Genomic DNA, 22,989 nt, shown 5'->3' with positions numbered 1-22,989 from the left:
CAAAAAGCATAAAGGGCTGGTAAGAACTAATTCAGAACAATTAGAAATATTCAAACAAATTGGTTGTAAAAAACCACAAATAAATGACTTGTCATTTAAGACAAATCCAACCCGTAGTCTATAATTGAAATTTTAGTTTTACGTAACTAACTGCATAATAGTAAATTAATTTTTTCAACTGTCAGGTTGGAGTTTGAAGATCACAAGCCAATTATTCTGGTTGAAATAATCATTCTGAAGTTTACGGAATTTCGGATAATTCTTGATTGGGACTCGCTCAGAAATGATTTTAACTCGTTTTATTCTGCACCATTTTACAATTCCCAGCACCAAAATAGTGCACTGGTTTTCTGAAATAAAATATCACCAAATATTTAATATACTTGTTATTCACACTATAACAGTAGATTGCAATCATTATAGAACATAAATTTTATAATTGGCACGGCTATTGCTCTATAAATTGACATCAAATACGAAAGGAAGAAAATCATGAAAAAGGTATTATTGATCGGACTGGTACTAGTTTTCTCAGCTAGTTTTGTTATTGCTGCGACTGTTAGCGGTATTGTAAGTGATTTAGACACTGGAGAAGCGATTGAAAACGCCACGGTTATATTCTGTTTTACAGACAGTTTAGTTGTACGCGGTGGAGGTCATCATGGTGGCGGAAATGGTGGTCCTCATGGTGGCGGAAATGGTGGTCCTCACGGTGGTTGTGTTGTAACAACTACAACTGATGTAAATGGTTATTATGAGATTGCTGATTTAGCTGAAGGTATTTATACTGGAAAAGCCAGAAAACACGGCGAATACATGCGCCAGCAAATCGAAGATCTTGAAATTGTAGAACCTGGAATTACTGTCAATTTTGAACTTGAACCTTGTACTGGTATAGGTGGATTCTTTGGGATATTCGGTCGCCGATAAGTAACTTGATTTAGGGGGAAGAAAAACCTCTTCCCCCTTATGTTTTATGAAATCCCCAAATACGAAAACCTAAAAATAATTTCCATTCAAAAAAATTGACAAAATTCTGTTATCTAAATTTTATGTAAAAATAATAAAAATGAAAATTAAAAATATAATTACAGTTTTATTTATTATTCCCTTTTTGGCAAGCCACCTTGTTGCCGGGAGTAATGATTCCACTTATGAAGATATTATTTCAAATGGAAAAAAAATTGAACTAAATGGTAGATTAATTGTAATAAATTCTCAGTGGGTCTTTGAATATGATTACGAAGATGTTCACAACCAAACTTTTTTTGAATTTAGTGAGCCAGATATAGAGATCTTAAAAGCAAAGCAAAAAGAGCTCTTGGCTCAAGATGAGTTAATTATAAAGGGATATTCTTACAATAAAAAAACAGCAGTAACAAGTTTTGTTTATAAAGATAACACCATTAAACTTACATCCGGGCATGAAATTGATCGCAGAAATTATGACTTGTTTATAGATTATGATGGTGATGGAATTTGTGATTATAGAAAAAAGAATTTTCGTATGATAAATGAGATAGATATTGGTTTCAAATCATATAAAAGTTTCTTTTGTAATTCCAAATCCGAAAAACATGAATCTTCTCACGATTCAAATTCCGGTGGAAGCGGTAGCGGAAGTGGCGGCGGCCATGGAGGCGGCCATGGCGGTGGTGGTGGTGGATAACTATCCCCCTAATATAACTAAATATTTTATTTTCCTTCTGCTCCTATTTTATCTACCTTTATCTGCACTCGAAATAGGAGGATTTATACAATTAAATGTTGGTGGAAAACAGGATTTATACGAAGAAAATTATTATCAAACCAATCTCCAACAATCTCTTTTTTTTGTTTTCCCATCTTTTGCTTTTGAACTTCAAAATCAATTTTCAGTCATAGACAGTTTATTAAATGAGCCCGGCTTGAATTCAACAATTTATTTTAATAAACCATTTAAACGGCTGAACTCTGAATTTTATTTTAAATTTAATGAAGAGAATAATGAATTTTTAAATTATACAGGCGGTGGATTAAATTTATTCTTAAATAAAAAAAAGCAAAATTATTTAACTGAAATCGGTTTTAAAATTGAGGGTTATAATTATATTTCTAATTCAGAATTTAACCATATTTCCGCTACATCATATTTCCTTTATAAACATTTTTACAAAGCAGCTGCTTTAAATATAGAATTAGATCTTTCAGTCAGAAACTTTCACAATAGCAATATCTCTGACATTTATCTAACCAGATTATCGTCGCATAACTATTTTTCTTTTCCCATAAAAGACAATATTGGTCTTCAAGCCGGAATTTTTGTTAATACCAATTTGATAAAAACAGATTCCTTAATCTATAATGATCTGGAACTTTTCGATTATTTTTCTTATGATATGTATAATATTTATACCGGCTTAACAATTTACGCCAAGAAGTTATTAATTAAACCCAAATTAACTTTTTCATTAAAGCGTTATCTTGCAATTTCAGATAAAAAACCCTATAATGAGTCCAGTATATTCTTTGATTTTTATTGTGATTATCCGGTGTTGAACAATTTATTAGTTTTTACAGATTCTTTTTACCAAACTGCACTTTGTACTTTATCCACAGAGAATGCTTACAATTTCTCGGTTGGTCTGATATATAAATTTTAATGAGTACAATGAATTATAAAGAACAATTTATTAAAAAAGAAAAAATCCTGAAGATTGTTTTAATTGTTCTGGGAATCATAATTATATTTATTTGGGCTTCAATATATTTTATTCAAAAAAGCAACCTGCAAAATTTGTTGGAAGAAGAAAAAAATCACGCCATCTTCAATGTAAAAATGATTAAAAACAATATTCAAGATAACATTTATTCTAACCAAATTATTGAAACCCTCTTCTTACATAAAAATGAAATCTTAATAAATTTAGCATTAGAGACGAACAATATTAAAAAAATTGAATCTTTGCGAAAGTTGTTCAATATTTCCCAATTTTTTATTGCGGATAAATATAATAAAGTCCAACTCTCTCTACCCGAGAATGCAGTCCTCCCTATTCAATTGGAAAACTTACCAAAAAATGAAGAGGTTGTATTATTGGAATCAAGATCAGGTTGGATTTATCTGGCTACTTATCAGGCACAGCAATGGTTTATCGCTGGTTTGGAAAAACAGAACTTGCGAAATCTATTAGAACCAATCGAGTTATCAAGTTTGTTCGATAAGATCAGCAAACAGATTTTCAATATGTCAAAATCGGAATCAAAAATGAATCATATAGTTTATATTGTTATCCAGGATAATGAGGGAATTATTGCAGCAACTTCAAATATTGAGTTCCTAAAATCTATCGATTCAGATGATTTTTTGAAACAAGTTAGCCAAAATCAGAAACCGAAATCACGGATTTATGATTATTCTGACAGTTTGCAAACTCAGAAAATTTTTGAAATGGTTATGCCGGGCGGGTTCTATCAAAATTCCAATACCCTAATCAGATTAGGTGTTTCATATCACAGAATTGAACAATTTCAGAAAAAACAAAACATTTTGCTGGCGATTTATTCGTTAATATTTATTTCTATGCTTATTTTGGAATTGAAATTTTACAGACATTATACGCGTCTAAATGAGATTAAGCGGGAAATAAATTTAAAAAGACATCTCGCAGAAATCGGCAGATTGGGAGGAGAAGTTGCTCATGAAATCAAGAATCCTCTTAACGCTATTTATATGACCTTGCAACGGTTAAAATCAAATTACTTGTCCCAAACAAAAGAGACATTTGATAAATCCGTTACAATTATATATACTGAAATTGAACGGCTAAATAATATTATTGAGAGATTTCTTTCACTTTCTCGACCGTCTAAACTAAGCTACACTTCTAATAATGTCTCAAACTTTCTCCAGGAGATAAAGGATCTTTTTGCAGAAGATTGTAAGAAAAATAATATTCAATGTAATCTTATGTTTAAAGAGGATGTTAAATGGAATTTTGATCGCGAAGCAATTCGAAAAGTGATTATTAATCTTATAAAAAATTCTCTGGAAGCATTTTCCAAAGAAATAGAACAGGATAAAAAAATTATTGAAATTGGTTTTGTAATAGAGAATAAAAATCTGAGGATAAGCATTGCCGATAATGGAATGGGAATGTCCCCAAAAATTCAGGAAGAGATCTGGAATTTTTATTTCACGACTAAATCTGAAGGTAACGGTATTGGTTTGCCAACCGTTAAGAAAATTATTGAAGAACATCTTGGTATGATAAATATTGAGAGCAAATTAGATAAAGGCACTACAGTCTATATCTATCTTCCCAAAATGAGGATAAAATGAAAATATTAATAATAGAAGATGATCCCACCCAACTAAAAATCCTCAAAGAATTCTTTCAAAGTAACGATTTTATGGTTTATAAAGCACTTAATGGTGAAGAAGGGCTAGAACTCTTTAAGCAAAATCCCATTGATATTGTCATCACAGATTACAGAATGCCCAGAATGAATGGTAAAGAGGTTTTGAAAAAAATCGTAAAAATAAACCCATTAACTGCTGTGATAATAATTACTGCTTATAGCAATGTTGACGATGCGGTAGAGTTAATTAAAACGGGCGCTTTTGATTATATCAAGAAACCAATCAATCTGGATATTCTGCTAAAAAAAGTAAGAAACGCCAGCAACTATATTCAAACTGCAAAAGACCACAAGAGTATAATTGCCGAATTCGGAGATGAAAATTTAGAAACAAACTACATTTTTGATAGTCCACAAATGTCATCGGTTATGAGTCTTGTCAGGAGAATCTCTCATATCGATGCTGCTGTACTCATCAGCGGTGAAAGTGGGACTGGAAAAGAGGTAATTGTAGAAATTATTCATAAATTAAGTCCCAGAAAAGATAACAAATTAGTTACCATAAATTGTTCCGCCATTCCGGAATCGCTTTTTGAGAGTGAGCTATTTGGACATAAGAAAGGTGCATTTACCGGTGCGGTCAAAGATAGAACAGGAAGATTTGAACTTGCGAATGATGGGTTTCTTTTTCTTGATGAAATTGCTGATATGCCGTTAACTATGCAAGTTAAATTACTAAGGGCAATTGAAAATAAAAAATTCGAACCGGTGGGAAGTTCCGAAACAAAAACAACTAATGCCAGAATAATTTCAGCAACGAATAAAGATTTGCAAAAAGAGGTAGAAAACGGAAATTTTCGGCAGGATCTTTATTATAGACTGAATGTTATTCCAATCCATATTCCCCCTTTGCGGGAAAGAAAAGAAGATATTCCGAAACTCATCCAATATTTCTTACACAGATTCGAAACGGGAGATAAATTCTCATTCTCTAAAGAGGCAATGATAAAAATGGTCAATTACTCTTGGTTGGGAAATATCCGAGAGTTAAGAAATAGAATTCGCCGCATCACCGCCTTTGCTCGATATACAAAAATTAACGTATCCGACCTGCCTGATGAAATTGTTAATTATAATCCTGACGAAGATTTCAATATTCAAAAATTCAAATCTCTTAATTCCATAGAAAAAACTCATATTACAAAAATTTTGAAAGAATGTAGGGGAAACCAAATTAAAGCCGCAAAAATACTCGGTATTCATAGAAATACTCTTTCAAGAAAACTGAAAAAATATAATATAGATTAAGATTCATAACAAAATAATGCAGAATTTTGTAAATTTATGAGCCTACTGAAAAATTGATCCTGATTTTTGCTTAATCTTTAGAAAGTATAATCAATTGTTTTTTTCGGCAATTGGAGCTATTGGAACTTTTCTAATCTGGTGGTGGTTTCATAAAATTAATATCAAATACAATCGTTGCCCGAGATGTCACTTTATGAATGTTGTTTTGAATAAAGGTTCCACGCATTTGGGACACACCAAAAATGTAACGTGGGGAACTTATTCCATCTTTCGTCTAAAACCCCAAAAAAACCGAAAAAAGGTGTTTCAGATTTTGTAACTCACGCTATAGTCGTAAAAGTTTTTTGAAAAAGGGCTAAATAGTGCCCAAGTAAATATTGTAATTAAATTTATTGACACGGTTTGCGGTTTTTAACTTTTGGAAATTCTATGTACATAATAAAAAGCAATAATAAAGTGAAAGAAAAAATGTATCAAATTATAAATTTCTAGAATCTCTCACAACAAACAAGGGTGCTCTGTCAACGAAAGGTGTATGTTATGTGGATTTTTGCAAACCTTTGTTAACAAAAAGAGACAATAAAAGAAGGAGTTTAAAGATGAAATTTCAAACATTAATCGTGATATTGGTTGTGCTGGCATTTAATGTCCACAGCCTATTTGCACAAGATTCGACCTTTTCAATTCAAAGTTTTCAACCTCAAAATATTAAAGATGGGCAAATGTACTTAAAATTAACAGGATCTGATCATGGTTATTCTGATAAGATTCAAACAATTGCATTACCGGTAGAGAATAAAAATGATTCTTATAATCGTTTTGGTTATTTTTTTAATATTTACCCATGGCTCAAATATGAATCGCCAGAATCATTTTATTATCTAAAGCCACAAATTTATTTTGGCCAATTTTTTAACAAATCAAATTCTAATTCATCTTCTGAGAAACTATATCCACAATTGGATTATTCACCATTCACAGAACGTACAAGTAATACACAATCGAACAGTTTTGACAGTGCAATAAATATTTCCGGTGGTCATTATTTTATTGATAAACTTGGAATTGGTGGACAAATTGATCTTAGATACCATGTATTTAATTGGAATGGTAAATATGAAAATAAAGATGAGGAAGTGTATTTAGATTTATCAGATTCAACATACTATCATAAAAGGAGATACATTTATTTTAGAGAAATCAAAGATCAGAACAGGTTAATTGATGCGAATATTACGCTTGGTCCAATTTACGGTAAAATTTATGAGGGAAAATATGCTGCAAGGGCAATAGAAATGATTGCTGAATTGAGAAGAAAAGGTTTATTGTTCAAAGAACCTAATTCATCTCAAATGATGCAATTGTCCACTATCATCTATGAAGAAATGAATCGTTATTATTTTGATAAACGCATCAAGCGGATTGAGTCTTTAGAAAAAATTAGTAATTACTTAATTTCCGAGAAAATCGTAAGGGAAACTGTTTCCGCATTTTTAACTATTAATGATATTTATGATTTAGGTCAATCTTCGGAAAATATTAATTGTTATGCAGGGATATACCAAACTTTTTACCGCCCTTACGGTTTTCAAATAGGTTTATTCTTTACCGGTGGTTATAAAGAGCAAATGGGAAAAGATAATTATATACATGAAAATACAGAATATTCAGCATATTTTGATTCTTTATATCAACTTGTATCTTCTGACACATCTCAAGTCAATGAGGAATTAGATTATAAAGAAGTTTACGGTAACGGAATTTTGGGGATGAAAATATCAGCAACTTTTGCTAAACCTTTTGGTTGGCATTGGAATTTAATTGCTGATGCCAAGATAGAATATGTAAAAAATAATCACAACTTTAGCAATTGGTTTAACACAAGCATAAATCCTACTGAGGTTATGGCAGCATCATACCGTTTATCATCTGCATTAAAATCTCAATTACAATATTATTTAAATAGCAGAACAAGAATTTACGTGACTCAATCTCTCTCGTTCGGCAATCTATCAGAAGCGCATTCTTATAATTTTTCCGAATTAATAGATAGCGTTTTAGTTGAAAAAGAAATTCCATATTCTTATGATTATAAAGAAATAACATCGGTAACAGAATTAAGAACAACCTATTATCTTACCCCACGTTTGAGACTGAATTTTACTGCCAATTATAATATTCTAAAACTTTGGGATGGAGTTTGTTCTTCTGAAGATGTGGATTTTGAAACTCCATCTTTACAGAATAAAATTGATAAAGCCAATTGGAATAGTAGAATTTCTCTTGATTATTATTTGTGGTAACTAAGAAACTTTAACAGGACAAAATCATCAACATAGTGTTCATCCGTAAAGTAGTTCAAGCGTCCTCAATTGAAGAAGCAGCTTGCGGATGGTTGTTTTCCGTCGGGATTTGTTATCCGCTTCCGTAATGTCCTATCAAGCCCTTTATGTGTTTTTTCTAAATTCATCGGGTTCGATATTATGCTTTTTAAATTTTCCATACAGATTTTGCCTTTTTATCTTAGATCTCATAGCCGCTTTTGCTACATCTCCGCCCGTTTGTTTTAGAAGATTCCGAACATACAATTTTTCAAAAGTATTTTTTGATTGCGGAAATGAGCCTTGTAATAAATTTAATAAGGAATTATCGGTAATTGTTTCTTCATTATTTTTGAGATAGTTTGGTAGATCGGAAATCTGTATTGCGGTTTTTGAAGCAATTGCCACTGCGTGTTCGATTACATTTTTCAGCTCTCTTACATTCCCACGCCATTTTTGTGCTAAGAGAATTGTCATTACTTCAGGCGAGATTTGTAAATCTGCTTTGTGATATTTTTTTCCGAATTCTTCCACAAAATAATTGGATAGGAGTTGGACATCTTCAATTCTTTCACGTAACGAGGGAATATAAATTTGGAATATGTTCAATCTATAATACAAATCTTCACGAAATTTTCCCTTTTTCACTTCTTCAAAAATATCTTTATTTGTAGCAGCAATTACGCGCACGTCAACCGTGATGTCTTTATCTCCGCCAACTTTTCTGATTACATTTTTTTCTAATGTTTTTAATAATTTGGTTTGGAATTTTTTAGAAGTTTCGGTTATTTCATTTAGAAATAAAGTCCCCTTGTTTGCTTCTTGAAAATATCCGGTTTTTTCGCGAATAGCGTCTGTAAATGCTCCTTTTTTATGCCCGAAAAGCATGCTTTCCAAAAGGCTTTCCGGCAAACCTCCACAATTGACTGATACAAATTTTTTATCTCTTCGCTCACTGTTGTTGTAAATCATTTCGGCGAGAAGGTCTTTCCCTACACCGGTTTCACCCACAAGCAAAACAGTTGCGTCCAAGGGAGCAACCTTTTTTATCATCTTAATTGTTTTTTGCAAGTGAAGGCTGTTGCCAATTACCTTATTCCTATCCAATCCCCTTCTTACAATATTTCTCAGGCGATGGATTTCAGCCTGCTGCTGTTTTGATTTTAATATTCGTTCGATCTTCAATTTCAAAATATCAAGGTCTTCAACCGGTTTTTCGATAAATTCTTCCGCTCCGAGTTTCATTGCTTCAACCGCTTTTTCTATTGAGGATTTTCCGCTAATCATCAAAACGGAAATGTTAGGCCATTTTTCTTTTACAATTCTCAAAAATTCCAGACCATTCATTCCCGGCATTACTACATCGCTTAATATAATATCATATTTATCCTTTTCTAATTTTTTAAGGGCAGACTCAGCAGATTTAGTTATATCAACATTAAAATCATTCTGCAACTGGCGACTGAAAATATCTAAAGCATCCGGTTCATCATCAACGATCAATATTTTTTTCTTATTTTGAATTTTGTCCAAATTGTTAGGCATAATTATATATCCTGAAATATTATTTATCTGGAATTGGGATTAAGAAAGTAAAAGTACTTCCTTTATCAATTTTTGATTCCACTAAAATAGAACCCTTGTGTTTATCTGCAATGCGCTTACAAATTGCCAATCCGAGCCCAAAACCGGAACTTGTTTCCCGCTTTTTAGTAGTAAAGTCTGGTTTGAATATTTTTTTGAGATTTTTTTGCTCTATTCCGCAACCTGTATCACTAATCTCGAAAGCAATTGATTTATTTTTTTGAAATGTGCGAATTTGAATTGTTTTTTCTTCAGAACCAGACAACGACTCTATCGCATTATTGAGAATATTTGTGAAGCAAACACTAATGTCGCTGTAAACCGCTTCGATTTTCGGCAGAGGTTCTTCATATTGAATATGTGTTTCTACATAATGTTTAAAAAAAAGATTATGCTTGCTAAATTCCAATTCCTGCTCAATTAGTTCGTTGATATTCAAGGGACGCGCTGTTGATATTTCTTCATTCTGCATTTTTTTCTGAAGGGTTTTTATATAACTCGAAATGATTTTTCCAGCTTCAATGATTTTATTTATATCTTGATCGGTTTTATGTTTTTTTTTCAGCAATTGGGAATAACCGAGAACCGAATTCAAGGGTGAATTAATGTTATGAATAACTCCTTCCACTCTTCCTCCGATGGTGGCAAGTTTGTTGCTCTTAATCAATTCCAATTCCAGTTCGCGTCTTGCTTTCCGCTCAAGCATTTCCTTGGAAATGTCCGTAATACTTCCAACAAGTTTAGATTGTTCATTTATTTTTACAGGATTCAAATTAATAACAATATATTTCAGATCGTTTTTCACTACTGATGTAGATTCTTTCGAAACAATTTTTATTTCACGGTTCAGAATTACCAGTTTATTTGATTGGGCTTGTTCAATCATTTTTTTGGAAAAGGGGACAAATTCAGTGATTTTTTTTCCGATAATTTCCCGTGGAGTTGAAAACGAAAATATCCGGGCTAAACCAAAATTACAAAAAGTAATTTCCAAATCATTATCCAACCAAAAGATGCCTGATTTTAGATTCTCGGTAACCAACTTGTATTCTTCAAGGGATTTCCTGTGTTCAAACAGAGAAGTGTTCATGGAATTAAATGTTTGAGACATTTCACCAAGTTCTCCACGATATTCGTCTGATACAAAGTCCATTTTTTCAGGATTATCCTTTATGGATTTCATGCTTCTATTTATTTCGTTTATCGGTTTGATAATTCGTTTACCAAACCAGTTGCCGAGAAGACTGATTATTACAAATGTTATTGATAAAATTACAAGGAGGATTAGCAAAGCACTTTTTTGGGCAAAGGAATAGAAATCTCGATTATAATTTGAAATATACAAAACAGAGGGATCGTTGGATAAATCATAGTCAACTACAACTCCGGTGGCAATCTCTGAATTTAGTCGGAGGATCGCATTGGATTGCTTTCGCAAAATCATTCTGTCCAATTTTTTTAAAAATATGCGTGTTAATTTGTCTGAAAACCGAAGATCTTTTTCGATAGATTCTTGTAAAGGAAATGCGAGCAATCGTGCCCGAGGTAGATTGGTATGAACGAATATATCTTGTGGAAAGGCATTATTTTGAAAACGCTCCAATCCCAATTCACTCAATCCATATTTATCTGAATTGACGACAAATCCGCATAAGTTCGTTTGGAGTGTGTCTGCATAAATGGGAGCAAATGTTATTGAATATATTTTATGGTTAAAGTTTGCAAGAAAAAGTCCAGATTTTTGATTTGAGATTTGTTTATAGATTGGAGAGATATACTTATCAATGAAATTCCACCGTTCTCCGGACAATTGATCCTTTTTAATGTTGTAAAGAGCAAAATATTCATTTTGGAATTTTTGCTGAATTTGTGTAAATAATTGATTGATCTCGTTGAAATTATTGTCCCTCATCGCTAACTTCAGTTTGGGATTATTAACAAGTTCATTTATTTTGAGCAATGATTCAGATTCATATTTTATTTTTGCAGACATAAAAGTAGAAATATACTTTTTAATCTTTTCATCCTCATATTTGCAGATGAAATATTTTCCAATTTGCCATTCAATAGCCGTAAGAACTAATACTACAAAAATTGTAGTGATAAAAAAAATCAAGAATATCTTTTTCTCGAATCCACCCTTTTTAAAATAACAGAATAATGTATTCATATTCGAGTTGCGCTCTATGTAAATAGCCTGTTTATTATTTTAATAATATCATCGCAAGTATAGGGCTTGTTAAGTACTGCTGAAAATCCATAATCACTGAAATTTTTAATCACTTTATTAGATTTATCACCACTTGTTATGACAGATTTAACTTTAGAATCGACTTCTCGGATTTTCTCAATAGTTTCTGTCCCGCTAATGCTATTCATTAAATTCAGATCAATTACCACAAGATCAAATGAATTTGGTGTTTGTAATTTTTCTTTGATTTTTTTTACAGCGTTCATACCGGTTTTAGCAAAATCTACGATAATATCGTAATCGGAAAGTATCCTCGAAAAAATATTTATCAGAAACTCGTCGTCTTCAACTAATAATATTTTCAGATTTTTGATGGATGTGTCTAAATCCACTTCTTCTTTTACGACGAATTTGTTTTCCTCATTAGCAGGAAGATATATTTTAAATGTTGTACCCTCACCAATGCAAGATTCTACCTCAATATTACCGCCATGGTTTTCAATTATCAGTTTTGAAAAGACAAGTCCCAAACCGTTTCCATCTTTTTTTGTAGAGAAAAGGGGAGTAAAAATCCTTGCGATGTTTTCTTTGGAAATACCTTCTCCCTGATCCTGAAACGATAGTTCAATATATTTTCCGGGAGTTAATTTTTCATGCTGAGAAATTTTGATTTGTCGAATAATTACTTCGATTTTTCCGCCATCCGGCATTGATTGGGCAGCATTTAGAATAATATTCTGAACAACTTGAGCAAGTTGCCCTTTATCAACAGAAATATTATAACTGTCTTTAGTGCAGTTAAATGTATATTTTTCTATAGAATTTTTTAACACCAGTTCGGCATTTTTACGAATGAAATCTGAAATATTAACATTTTGTTTTACCAATTCCGCATTTCCTTTTGAAAATGAAAATAAGTTATCAAATATTGCTTTTGCATGGAGAATTGAATCATGCAAAAAATCCATGGTGGAAGTGATTTCTTCCCCTGAAGATATTTTTTTTTCAGCAATTTGGACCCCATTTAATAAACCGGTTAGGATGTTATTAAAATCATGTGCAACACCTGAAGTGAGAATTCGTAAATATTCCATCTTTTTTGTGCTAATTATTTGTTCTTCCAATTCCTTTAGGTGAGTAATATCTTCGCAGATAGTAATAATGGCGATTGGTATATCTGTTTCGTCTTTTATTATTTCAGAAATAAGGCGAACCGGGAATGTAGAACCATCTTTTCGTTTATTGCTACTTTCTCGCATCATCCCATTCCATCTTTGTATTTCTTCCAAAGATGCCTTTTCTCGTTCTTTATTCGTCGAGTAAATTATTGCATCAGTCCCGTATAATTCTTCCACAGAATATCCATGCATCTTTGCATCCGCTGGATTTACGTAGATTATCTTCCGTTCTAAGTTTGTTACGGTGATTCCGAGCCTTAAAGTTTCTATGGCTTTTTGAAGAATATCAAAAAGGTGTTTTTCTAACATGATTCTCTCCAGTAAATTGACATTAGTTTTTAAAAAAAATTATTTACAACAAATTATTTTTTATATTTAAAAATCTCATTATTTTTCATTAGTGATTATTCGTGAAATTCGTAATTTACGATTTTTTCTTTTTTGGAATCTAAATTCCAAAAAATGTGTAATGGCGTCAATAAAAATGTGTATGTTGTATTGTAACAAGTATTTCCAAAGCGTGTTTTATTATCGTTTCGGAGAAACGAATTACGGTTTTTGCTGTTTGTCTTTTCGGAGAAACGAATGAATTCGTATTACGCTTTTCCAAAGCGTGTTTTATTGTCGTTTCGGAGAAACGAATTACGCTCGTATTACGCTTTTCCAAAGCGTTGCATTTTGAAGAAACTAATTACGAATAAAATTTACTTCCGAGGGTCAAGAGGGTCAACGAAAATGGTCTTTTGATTACGGTAGATTACAAATCCCGGAGGACTTTTTCGGGGTTTTGAGACATATTTGATCTTTGTAAAATCCACCGGAACATTTGCTGAATGCTTTGCTTTGCTAAAATGGGCTGCTAACCGGGCAGCGTAAATTGTAACATTTTGAGGTAAACTTTCCGATCTATCCGGGTTTCGGACAATTACGTGCGAACCGTGATAGATGCGGCTGTGGAAGAACCAATCATCTGAATTCGCGAATTTCGTTGTAAGTTCATCATTTTCTTTCCGTTTCCTGCCTACATAAATTTTCCATTCTCTTTTTTTTCCCACAAAATCGAATGTTCTGAATTTTGTCTTTTGCTCCGGCACTTTTCTTTTCGATCTCTGATTTTTTTCCACCGATAATTGCGATAAATATTCTTCGTCATCAGTATTTTCGATATAGGTGATTAGATTTTCTATTTCTCTGAATTCCTCTTGATTTTTTGAAATTTGCTTATTAAGATTTTCGATTCCACTTTTTGCTTTTTTGTATTTCTTGAAATAAAATTCCATGTTTCGCTTAGCATCCCATTCAGGATTTAGCGGAATTTCTATTTCCGAAGGATTTTCAGAAAAATAATCTATCACAGAAATAACCCTTTGTCTCGGCTTAATTTGATGAAGTTGTGTTTTCAATAATTCCCCGAATTTTTTCCAATCATCAATTCTCTCCAATTGCTCAAGTTCTTTTTTCTGAATTTTTAAAGCCTTCTTCAAAGATTTTCTCTTTTTACGATAATATTTGAGAATTCTTGATTTTAGATTATGCAGATAATTTTTTTTGAGTTTTTCATCATAATAATATTTAAAGGCAGAGTTTATATCCAAAAAACCATAAGTATCTTCACTTTCATAAAGAGATAAATATTTATTTGAAGTATTAAAGAAAACGATAAATTCCTGCAAATCCTCATTGCCGTTCTCTCTGATAATTGAATAAATTTTATTAATCATGATTTTTGTGTTCTCAATAATCGTCCAAAACTTTTCTGCACTTTTGTTGTCTGAGTATTTTTCACTCAAAAATTTTGGCATATCAGAAAAATTCCGGATGAAATCGTTCCATTTTTCCGGAAAATGTTTGCTAACTAATTTGTCAAATTCGAACTGATTTACATTGAAAATATTTGGTTTTTTTTGCTTGGGAGGAGGGCAATATTCCAAACCGGGAAGAATTTGTCTGAAACGGCTATCCGCAATGCCGATTTTTTTGTGACAATCAATTATTTGCCATTTATTATCTTCCGATTTTCGAGTAAAGATCAGATTTTCATATCTGTTGATTAATTCAATGATGAGTTTATATTCAATATTTATACCGAAAATATCATGTTTCTGAAAATAAAGAAAGATAATCCGATCATTTTCAGCCATTTCAATTTTTGTTACTTTACATTTTTTTAGATGAGTGTTCAGAATTTTTGTAAATCCATTTTCTTCACTCAACCCAATTGCATCGTCTTTCCTGCGAGAAATTTGTTTTTCTATTTCAATATGATTGGAAGAAAAACAAATCGAATCACCGGAATGAGGAAAAATATGCAGAAATGTGTTGGAAAATTCTAATTTGTATTCTCCGTCAGAAAAACGAGCTCTGCGAAAACCACGATTGAGAATTTCATCTTGAAATTCCTTTTTCCATAATTGAAGAAATAAGAGATCCATAATAATACTCCTATAAAAAAGAAAGGCTCTACGGAGAATACCGTAAAGCCCTTAAATTTATGTTCTTTAAAAGGTTATTTTAAAATTCCCCAAAGTACACCGGCAGCCACTGCCGAGCCGATAACTCCGGCAACATTCGGTGCCATTGCGTGCATAAGGAGATAGTTATTCTTATCATATTTTTGCCCTTCATGATGAACCACGCGGGCTGAATCAGGTACAGCAGAAACGCCGGAAGCTCCGATTAGAGGATTTATCTTTTCCTTAAGAAACAGATTCATCAACTTTGCAAATAATACTCCGGCAGCGGTTGCAATGCAAAATGAAAAAGCACCGAGAATAAATATTTTTATTGAACTTTTTGTAAGAAAGACATCTGCTTGAGTGCTGGCACCAACGGCAATACCGAGCAGGATAGTTACTATATCGATGAGTGCATTCCGTGAAACTCCAGCCAATCGCTCGGTTACTCCCGATTCCTTAATTAAATTGCCAAAAAAGAGCATCCCAAGCAAAGAGATAGAACGAGGTGCAATCGAAACAGTTATGAAGAAAGAAACAATCGGGAAAATAATTTTCTCTCTTTTGCTTACAATTCGCGGATTTTTCATGCGGATTATTCTTTCCTTGTCTGTAGTGAGTAGTCTCATTATTGGAGGTTGGATCAGGGGGACGAGAGCCATATAGGAATATGCTGCGATTGCGATGGGTCCGAGTAGTTCCGGTGCCAGATGGGAAGATAAAAAAATGGAAGTGGGACCGTCTGCTCCGCCAATTATACCTATTGCTCCAGCTGCTTTAGGAGCGAATCCCAGCAGAATTGCTCCGATAAAAGTAGCAAAAATTCCGAATTGGGCAGCAGCCCCGAGGAGGACTAATTTGGGATTTGCAATGAGAGAACTAAAATCCGTCATTGCACCGATGCCGAGAAATATCAAAGGGGGATAAAGTCCGGACTTTACTCCGAAATAGATGATGTTAAACACAGAACCTTTATCATAGACACCGCCAAAAGTTCCGGGCATGTTACCTATTAAAATTCCAAAACCGATTGGGACGAGTAACAGCGGCTCGTATTTTTTAACAATTCCCAGAGTAATAAAGAATATCCCCACAGCGAGCATTATCAAATGAGTATAATCGCCATGAGAAAAAGCAGTTATTTGGAGAAATTTGACTAACTCATTCATTATTTTGCTACCTCTATCTCAACTAAAACTTGCTCTTCACTCACATTATCACCTTTTTGGACAGGTACTGTTTTCACTGTTCCATCATAATCCGACATTATCTCAGATTCCATTTTCATAGCTTCGAGAATTAGCACAACATCCCCGGTTTTTATTTTATCCCCAACTTTTACCATTATATCAATAATAGCACCTGGTAACGGAGCTTGAACTTTTCCAATTATAGGTCCCGGTTCTTTGTCAGGTTTTTTCTCAATTGTCGGGGGATCGGTTATTATTTTTTTAGATCTTTTAAATTGAATTTCGGTTTTACCGAATTCCGGCTCCATTTTCACTTGGTATTTTATGCCGTTAATATCTACCTTTATGTTTAAGCCATCGTATTCAACAACTTTACCTTCGAACTTTTCGCCATTGATTTCCATTTTATACGTTTTCATATAATTTACCTTTTATATTTTCAAATAACTCACGGTCAATATTTTTGATTTGCTTTTCTTAACGAGTAAAATTAATTAAAATTTCCGGTTAAAACAAGAATTAGGCATCAGAAGTCTTGAACTTTGCTTCCATGTACATGTTTTTGCTCTTTTCATAGTGAGAAGCATTTTACTTTGATTTTCTATCTCATTCTCATACAGAAAAAGTGTTGTTAGAATTGCCAATTGCAAATTATGATGCAAAGGAGTCGCCTTTTCTTTATGGTGAAGTGGCTTAAGATGGGATATCTTTTCTGAGATTATTTTCTTTTGTTCTACAAATTTACTCTTTTTTTTTCGTTTTTGCAAATGTTTTAGCAGATCAACGGCAAAAGCAATAACTACTAAACTGAAGAAAATTATGAACATACCAACCAAAACAACATTCCATACGCTGAAGTTTGATAACTCCTGATTTGTTTTTTGTGTTTCTGCTGCAAAAATCGGATTTGCAATAACTATTAGAAGAGAGAAAATTATAATGCTGATTAACGTTTTTTTCATGATTATTATTTATAAAGGTATATTACCATGTTTTTTTGGAGGATTTGAGTCTTTTTTAGAAGCTAACATTTCAAGAGCTCGGATCAGTCTGGAACGAGTAGTTGAAGGCTCTATAATATCGTCAACATATCCCTTGCTTGCTGCTTGATAAGGTGTTGCAAATTTATTACGATAAGTTTCTTCTGCCTCACTAAGATATTCTTGGGGATTTTCGGATTTCATTGCATTTTTGCGGAATATTATTTCAACAGCACCTTTTGGACCCATAACGGCAATTTCTGCTGAGGGCCAGGCATATACGAGATCAGCACGAACATGACGGGAATTGTAAACGCAATATGCACCACCATAAGCTTTTCGTGTAATTACAGTAATTTTTGGAACAGTGGCTTCGGCAAAAGCGTAAAGAATTTTTGCACCTTCTTTAATTATTCCACCATGCTCTTGTTTTAGTCCGGGTAAAAAACCGGGCACATCTTCAAAACAGATGAGAGGGATATTAAAAGCATCACAGAATCGAACAAATCGAGCACCTTTTTTCGAGGCATTTATATCAAGGCATCCGGCAAGATATTTTGGTTGGTTTGCGACGATACCAACCGTATGTCCATTCATCCTCGCAAAACCAACAATTATATTGGGAGCATAAAGCCGAGCAACTTCCAGAAAATTACCATTGTCCACAATTTTTTCAACCACATTTACTGCATCGTAGGGTTTAGTTGCTTCATCAGGTACGATGGTATTTAATTCTTCAGAAATTCTGTCAATCGGGTCAGAGCAGGTTAAAACGGGGGGCTCTTCATAGTTGTTACTCGGGAGATAGGAAAGAAGATTCCTGATCAAAGAATAAGTATCATATTCAGTATCGGTGATGAAATGAGATACTCCGCTTATTCGGGCATGCGTTGTAGCTCCTCCCAGTTGGTCTGTAGTTACATCTTCATTAGTAACCGTTTTAACGACTTTGGGTCCGGTAACGAACATATAACTGTTTTGTTTATCCATAATTATAAAATCGGTAATGGCGGGAGAATATACCGCACCACCTGCACAAGGACCGACTATTGCAGAAATTTGTGGAATGACTCCGGAAGCAAGAACGTTCTTTAGAAAAATATCCGCATATCCAGCCAAAGAATCCACTCCCTCCTGAATACGCGCACCCCCCGAGTCATTCAGACCAATCATCGGAGCACCCATCTTCATTGCCATTTCCATAATCTTGCATATTTTTTCTGAAACGGTTTTTGAGAGAGAGCCGCCAATAACCGTGAAATCTTGAGCGTAAACATAAACCAGTCTTCCATCAATTGTGCCACAACCGGTAACTACGCCATCACCAAGAAATTTTAATTTTTCCATGCCAAAATCTGTGCAGTTGTGTTGAACGAACATATCGAACTCTTCAAAACTATCTTCGTCAAGAACAAGATTAATTCTTTCGCGAGCAGTTAATTTGTTCTTTTTATGTTGCTGTATTATCCTATTTTCGCCTCCACCAAGTAAGGCTTCGGCTCTTTTGGATTTTAATAGAGCAATCTGTTTTTCTCTTTCCATTATACTCCTATTGGAATAATCTTAATTTTAAAATTGTTGTTAGCTAAGTTCAATCAATGAGTTTTATAAACCAATTGGGGGATGATTGATTTACGCTTTTTCGCACAATTCGAGCAAAACACCATCTGTATATTTAGGATGTACAAAGGCGATTTTCAGACCATGAGAACCTGCACGAGGAGTTTTATCAATGAGGCGAATCCCACGCTCTTGATATTCTGCCAAAATTGTTTTTAGATTTTTGACTCGAATAGCAAGATGGTGGATTCCTTCCCCTTTTTTTTCGATAAACTTTGCAATAGCACTTTCCGGAGAGGTAGGTTCTAATAATTCTATCCGGTTTTTTCCAATATCAATAAAAGCAACATTTACTTTCTGTTCTTTGATTTCTTCAATATCGGAGACTTTCATTCCAAGCGATTTATAAATATTGATACTGCTTTGCAAATTTCTCACGGCAATACCAACATGATCTATCTTTTCCATATCCATTTTTATCTTTTTTCTTCTTCCAAATATTTTTTCCCAAGTTTGAAGCCAAGTTTAACTGCCTTCAAATCCAGATCTACGAATTTTTTCCTAATTTTTTTCGTGATTACGTTTTCCAAGTCTTTTTGAGTTATGAGATTTGTAATTTTTGCAATAAAACCAAGAGTAATAATATTAACTGCCATAACAGTCTTTAGTTCATCAAGAGCGATTTTTGAAAATGGAATTCCGATTGCTTCGTTTTCAAGTGGATTTATTCTGACGTTTTCCGAATCATATATAAAGATACCGCTATTTTTCAGCATGGGGATATATTCATCCGCTGCTTCTTGAGTTAGGCTTAGCAGGATATCCAGATCAACCGCATGAGCAAAATAGATTGTTTTATCGTCAATAATAACATCAGAACGGCTTTTTCCACCGCGTGATTCGGGACCATAACTTTGGGATTGAAGAACTTGCTTTCCTTTTAATGTAGCTGCTTCAGCTAAAATAATTCCAGCAAGGATGAGCCCTTGCCCGCCGCTTCCGCTTAATCTTATTTGAGATTTCACTTTTTCTCCTGTAGAAAGTTGCTTTAATTATTAATTTACTTCTGAACTTTTTCAATTAGTTTTTGATACTCGGCTGTAAACTCGTTTTTATCATCTTCGTGAAGTATTCCACGAATCACTTTACCTTTTCTTTTTTCTTCAGGGATTTTATCATAAGCAGCTTTGGGTATGGTTTGTTCCTTTTGCCATTTCAACATCTGAACAGCGGTGGAAAGATTATTTCTTTTTCCGTAAGCAACAGGGCACTGAGTAATAACGTCAATTACAGAACAGCCTTTTTTCATAAATGCTTTTTCAAATAATTTTCTGGCTTCTGTTGTATGAAAAGCAGTGGTTCGGGCAACAAAACTTGCACCGGCACCTATGGCGAGATTACAAATATCAAAATTAGACTCTATCGCTCCATAAGGTGCAGTAGTGGCAAATTTGCCGGGAGCAGTAGTGGGAGATGCCTGCCCGCCGGTCATTCCATAAATATTATTATTTATAATAATGATGGTGATATCAATATTTCTTCTGCACGCATGAATAAAGTGATTTCCACCGATCGCAGTAGCATCGCCGTCTCCGGTTATGACTATAGTTTTAAGTTTGGGATTAGCAAATTTAATTCCGGTAGCAAAAGCAATTGCCCGCCCGTGAGTGGTATGAAGCGTATTGAAATCTACATAAACCGGCATTCTGCTTGAGCAACCAATTCCTGAAACCATCACTATTTCATCTTTTGTCAGTCCAAGATGATAAATGGCGCGAAGTATATCACCGAGAACTGTTCCGTTTCCACAACCAGGACACCAAACGTGAGGAAATTTTTTGTCGTGGCGAAGGTATCTATGTATTACTTTTTGGGGAATATTTTTATGGTATTTCACTTTACCTCCGTTATTTTTTTGAGGATTTCTTCGGGTGTTATCAGTTCACCGTTATATTTTTGCAATTTATGAAATTTCTTATGTGGAAGGTGACTTGTTACTCGTTTCACTTCATTAATCATTTGCCCCTGATTAAGTTCGGCAACAATAATTGATTTTGAAGTTTCTAACATTGTTTCAACGTCGTGATCAGGAAATGGCCAAATTGTAAGTGGTCTGACAAGCCCGGCTTTGATACCTTTTGCTCTTGCTTGTTTCACAGCTTCTTTTGCAGAACGAGCCACAATTCCGGCTGCAAAAATAGCAACTTCTGCGTCTTCCATATAAAAATCTTCAATCTGAATAAGATCATCGAGATTATCTTTGATTTTATTTTGTAGTTTATCCATTTTTGCTTGAATTTCATCAAGTTTTTGAGTTGGAAATCCTTTTTCATCATGAGTTAATCCTGTAATATGAAAGCGATATCCTTCTCCAAAATTCGCCAAAGGAGAAATGTATTTGGGGTTGTTTTTATAATGGCGATACCATTCAGGTGGCACATTAGGAGGAATTCTATTTATGATATTCAATTGATCTTTAGGAGGTAGAATGATGGATTCTCGCATATGTCCGAGAACTTCATCCATGAGGAGAATTACCGGAGTTCGATATTTTTCTGCAAGATTAAAGGCGCGAATAGTTAATGCGTAACATTCCAAAATCGAATCGGGATACAAAGCAATTACGGGGTGATCGCCATGAGTTCCCCATCTTGCTTGCATTAGATCACCTTGGGAAGGGCTGGTGGGCAAACCGGTACTCGGTCCACCACGCTGAACATTTACCACTACACAAGGTACTTCCGTCATCATTGCAAAACCGATATTTTCTTGCATAAGCGAAAATCCGGGACCACTTGTGGCAGTCATTGATTTTCTTCCGGCAATACTTGCACCGATAATACTTGCCATGCTGCCAAGTTCGTCTTCCATCTGAATAAATCTACCACCGATCTTAGGTAATTCCGCGGAAAGAATTTCTGCAATCTCTGTTGAAGGCGTTATCGGATATCCACCGAAAAAAGTTAATCCGGCATCCAATGCTCCCTGTACAACAGCTTCATTTCCCTGCATAAGAACAGGTGTTTTTGTGTAATTATTTTTTTTAACGGTTGACATTTTCCACCCTTTCATTTGTAGCAGCACCGGTAATGGCGTAATCAGGACATAGCATATCACATTTTTCGCAATGTGTACATTTGTCCGGATATTTTACGTAGGGAGCTCCATCGGGTCTTTCCGCTAAGGTTCCGGTAGGGCAAAATGCTACGCAGATTCCACATTTTTTACACCATTCATAATAAATATGAACAGGTGTCTTCTTATAATCACCGGGATCATCAACTAACGATCCCTTTACTTTAACCTTTTCAAGAGAACCAGTATCTTTGATTATCTTGCCTTGAGATTTCTTTTTCATAATGACTTCCTCGAAAGAGGGAATTATTCATTGTCAAATATTCTAAATAATTTTTTTAATTATCCTTGTAAAAATACTCCTGAAAATCTCAAAAACAATTTTTACCCTTTTGATTCTAAATTATTTATCCGCTGTAATTGCAGTAATAGAAGATATGTGTAAGAAAAAACAAATCGCCATATTCAAATAAAATCAATGGAAAAGTAAAAACTATTCCAAAATAAGTAAATTTATAAATCGTACTTTAGACGTAAAAACCGTTGAATTATTGAGTAAACCTTTTCTTATAGTAGAAAAATAATTAAAAAAATTTACAAATATTTTCCCGTTTGCTTATTTCGGGTAAGTTTATTTCGTGTAGCATTATACTAAATTGTTAACCCTAAAAAACTACATTAAAGAAAGGAGAACTATGAAAAAAGTTCTTGTGCTTGTTTGTGTAATAAGTCTATTTGCTGTTGGAGTATGGGCAAATGGTTTGAGTTTAAATAGCATTGGTCCCCGTGCCCTCGGCATGGGTGGAGC

19 protein-coding genes are annotated in these 22,989 nt (G+C 33.7%); 6 read left to right on the top strand and 13 right to left on the bottom strand.

The features are described 5' to 3' along the window. The first annotated feature begins 492 nt into the window (after positions 1–492). The 6 genes from U9P79_02485 to U9P79_02460 all read left to right on the top strand — a co-directional run bounded on the left by U9P79_02485 (position 493) and on the right by U9P79_02460 (position 7,952). Positions 493–930, top strand: coding sequence for a carboxypeptidase-like regulatory domain-containing protein (locus U9P79_02485; protein MEA2103497.1), 438 nt, complete (start codon positions 493–495; stop codon positions 928–930). A gap of 139 nt (positions 931–1,069) precedes the next feature. Beyond that, positions 1,070–1,669, top strand: coding sequence for a hypothetical protein (locus U9P79_02480; protein ID MEA2103496.1), 600 nt, complete (start codon positions 1,070–1,072; stop codon positions 1,667–1,669). Beyond that, positions 1,635–2,642 carry a hypothetical protein gene (locus U9P79_02475; GenBank protein MEA2103495.1) on the top strand — a complete coding sequence of 336 codons (1,008 nt, stop codon included), beginning with the start codon at positions 1,635–1,637 and terminating at the stop codon, positions 2,640–2,642. Before U9P79_02480 ends, U9P79_02475 begins: the two co-directional genes overlap by 35 nt. Before the next feature lie 8 nt (positions 2,643–2,650). After that, the gene (locus U9P79_02470) at positions 2,651–4,321 is read left to right on the top strand and encodes an ATP-binding protein (GenBank protein MEA2103494.1); all 1,671 of its coding nucleotides are present in this window, start codon (positions 2,651–2,653) and stop codon (positions 4,319–4,321) included. After that, positions 4,318–5,649: a sigma-54 dependent transcriptional regulator gene (locus U9P79_02465; protein MEA2103493.1), complete on the top strand. Its 1,332-nt coding sequence runs from the start codon at positions 4,318–4,320 to the stop codon at positions 5,647–5,649. Before U9P79_02470 ends, U9P79_02465 begins: the two co-directional genes overlap by 4 nt. Before the next feature lie 599 nt (positions 5,650–6,248). Next, positions 6,249–7,952 carry a hypothetical protein gene (locus tag U9P79_02460; GenBank protein MEA2103492.1) on the top strand — a complete coding sequence of 568 codons (1,704 nt, stop codon included), beginning with the start codon at positions 6,249–6,251 and terminating at the stop codon, positions 7,950–7,952. Positions 7,953–8,096: 144 nt separating this feature from the next. On the opposite strand, the gene U9P79_02455 is transcribed toward U9P79_02460, so the two are convergent. The 13 genes from U9P79_02455 to U9P79_02395 form a co-directional block, all read right to left on the bottom strand. Continuing rightward, positions 8,097–9,515, bottom strand: coding sequence for a sigma-54 dependent transcriptional regulator (locus U9P79_02455; protein MEA2103491.1), 1,419 nt, complete (start codon positions 9,513–9,515; stop codon positions 8,097–8,099). A 19-nt stretch (positions 9,516–9,534) separates the two neighbouring features. Further along, positions 9,535–11,724, bottom strand: a complete 2,190-nt coding sequence (locus tag U9P79_02450; GenBank protein ID MEA2103490.1) for an ATP-binding protein — start codon at positions 11,722–11,724, stop codon at positions 9,535–9,537. Positions 11,725–11,738: 14 nt separating this feature from the next. Continuing rightward, complete coding sequence (locus U9P79_02445) at positions 11,739–13,232, bottom strand: ATP-binding protein (GenBank protein MEA2103489.1); 1,494 nt, start codon at positions 13,230–13,232, stop codon at positions 11,739–11,741. Between the two features lie 395 nt (positions 13,233–13,627). After that, positions 13,628–15,355 (bottom strand): NFACT family protein, encoded by a 1,728-nt coding sequence (locus tag U9P79_02440; protein MEA2103488.1) that lies wholly within the window; start codon positions 15,353–15,355, stop codon positions 13,628–13,630. A 74-nt stretch (positions 15,356–15,429) separates the two neighbouring features. Next, entirely contained in the window at positions 15,430–16,545 is a 1,116-nt protein-coding gene (locus tag U9P79_02435) for a sodium ion-translocating decarboxylase subunit beta (protein ID MEA2103487.1), read from the bottom strand. Beyond that, complete coding sequence (locus tag U9P79_02430) at positions 16,545–16,985, bottom strand: biotin/lipoyl-containing protein (GenBank protein MEA2103486.1); 441 nt, start codon at positions 16,983–16,985, stop codon at positions 16,545–16,547. The genes U9P79_02435 and U9P79_02430 overlap by 1 nt, the downstream gene beginning before the upstream one ends. Before the next feature lie 75 nt (positions 16,986–17,060). Continuing rightward, positions 17,061–17,528: a hypothetical protein gene (locus U9P79_02425; protein MEA2103485.1), complete on the bottom strand. Its 468-nt coding sequence runs from the start codon at positions 17,526–17,528 to the stop codon at positions 17,061–17,063. A gap of 9 nt (positions 17,529–17,537) precedes the next feature. Further along, positions 17,538–19,088, bottom strand: coding sequence for an acyl-CoA carboxylase subunit beta (locus U9P79_02420; GenBank protein MEA2103484.1), 1,551 nt, complete (start codon positions 19,086–19,088; stop codon positions 17,538–17,540). Positions 19,089–19,178: 90 nt separating this feature from the next. Then, complete coding sequence (gene mce, locus U9P79_02415; protein ID MEA2103483.1) at positions 19,179–19,574, bottom strand: methylmalonyl-CoA epimerase; 396 nt, start codon at positions 19,572–19,574, stop codon at positions 19,179–19,181. Positions 19,575–19,582: 8 nt separating this feature from the next. Continuing rightward, positions 19,583–20,131 (bottom strand): 2-oxoacid:acceptor oxidoreductase family protein, encoded by a 549-nt coding sequence (locus U9P79_02410; GenBank protein ID MEA2103482.1) that lies wholly within the window; start codon positions 20,129–20,131, stop codon positions 19,583–19,585. Positions 20,132–20,166: 35 nt separating this feature from the next. Next, on the bottom strand, positions 20,167–21,003 hold the full coding sequence (locus tag U9P79_02405) for a thiamine pyrophosphate-dependent enzyme (GenBank protein ID MEA2103481.1): 837 nt from the start codon (positions 21,001–21,003) through the stop codon (positions 20,167–20,169). After that, the gene (locus tag U9P79_02400) at positions 21,000–22,163 is read right to left on the bottom strand and encodes a 2-oxoacid:acceptor oxidoreductase subunit alpha (GenBank protein ID MEA2103480.1); all 1,164 of its coding nucleotides are present in this window, start codon (positions 22,161–22,163) and stop codon (positions 21,000–21,002) included. The genes U9P79_02405 and U9P79_02400 overlap by 4 nt, the downstream gene beginning before the upstream one ends. Then, the gene (locus U9P79_02395; GenBank protein ID MEA2103479.1) at positions 22,150–22,464 is read right to left on the bottom strand and encodes a 4Fe-4S binding protein; all 315 of its coding nucleotides are present in this window, start codon (positions 22,462–22,464) and stop codon (positions 22,150–22,152) included. Before U9P79_02395 ends, U9P79_02400 begins: the two co-directional genes overlap by 14 nt. Positions 22,465–22,989: the final 525 nt, after the last annotated feature.

This window comes from Candidatus Cloacimonadota bacterium (assembly GCA_034661015.1).
Taxonomy (GTDB): Bacteria; Cloacimonadota; Cloacimonadia; order JGIOTU-2; family JGIOTU-2; genus JAYEKN01.
The sequence above is the reverse complement of the archived record's forward strand: the minus strand, read 5'-3'. Positions and strand labels throughout refer to the sequence as shown.

What these genes read in the sequence shown, in the direction of transcription:
- U9P79_02485 (MEA2103497.1), top strand. Translation starts at nt 493, where the DNA reads ATGAAAAAGGTATTATTGATCGGACTGGTACTAGTTTTCTCAGCTAGT.
- U9P79_02480 (MEA2103496.1), top strand. Translation starts at nt 1,070, where the DNA reads ATGAAAATTAAAAATATAATTACAGTTTTATTTATTATTCCCTTTTTG.
- U9P79_02475 (MEA2103495.1), top strand. Translation starts at nt 1,635, where the DNA reads ATGGAGGCGGCCATGGCGGTGGTGGTGGTGGATAACTATCCCCCTAAT.
- U9P79_02470 (MEA2103494.1), top strand. Translation starts at nt 2,651, where the DNA reads ATGAATTATAAAGAACAATTTATTAAAAAAGAAAAAATCCTGAAGATT.
- U9P79_02465 (MEA2103493.1), top strand. Translation starts at nt 4,318, where the DNA reads ATGAAAATATTAATAATAGAAGATGATCCCACCCAACTAAAAATCCTC.
- U9P79_02460 (MEA2103492.1), top strand. Translation starts at nt 6,249, where the DNA reads ATGAAATTTCAAACATTAATCGTGATATTGGTTGTGCTGGCATTTAAT.
- U9P79_02455 (MEA2103491.1), bottom strand. Translation starts at nt 9,515, where the DNA reads ATGCCTAACAATTTGGACAAAATTCAAAATAAGAAAAAAATATTGATC.
- U9P79_02450 (MEA2103490.1), bottom strand. Translation starts at nt 11,724, where the DNA reads ATGAATACATTATTCTGTTATTTTAAAAAGGGTGGATTCGAGAAAAAG.
- U9P79_02445 (MEA2103489.1), bottom strand. Translation starts at nt 13,232, where the DNA reads ATGTTAGAAAAACACCTTTTTGATATTCTTCAAAAAGCCATAGAAACT.
- U9P79_02440 (MEA2103488.1), bottom strand. Translation starts at nt 15,355, where the DNA reads ATGGATCTCTTATTTCTTCAATTATGGAAAAAGGAATTTCAAGATGAA.
- U9P79_02435 (MEA2103487.1), bottom strand. Translation starts at nt 16,545, where the DNA reads ATGAATGAGTTAGTCAAATTTCTCCAAATAACTGCTTTTTCTCATGGC.
- U9P79_02430 (MEA2103486.1), bottom strand. Translation starts at nt 16,985, where the DNA reads ATGAAAACGTATAAAATGGAAATCAATGGCGAAAAGTTCGAAGGTAAA.
- U9P79_02425 (MEA2103485.1), bottom strand. Translation starts at nt 17,528, where the DNA reads ATGAAAAAAACGTTAATCAGCATTATAATTTTCTCTCTTCTAATAGTT.
- U9P79_02420 (MEA2103484.1), bottom strand. Translation starts at nt 19,088, where the DNA reads ATGGAAAGAGAAAAACAGATTGCTCTATTAAAATCCAAAAGAGCCGAA.
- mce (MEA2103483.1), bottom strand. Translation starts at nt 19,574, where the DNA reads ATGGAAAAGATAGATCATGTTGGTATTGCCGTGAGAAATTTGCAAAGC.
- U9P79_02400 (MEA2103480.1), bottom strand. Translation starts at nt 22,163, where the DNA reads ATGTCAACCGTTAAAAAAAATAATTACACAAAAACACCTGTTCTTATG.
- U9P79_02395 (MEA2103479.1), bottom strand. Translation starts at nt 22,464, where the DNA reads ATGAAAAAGAAATCTCAAGGCAAGATAATCAAAGATACTGGTTCTCTT.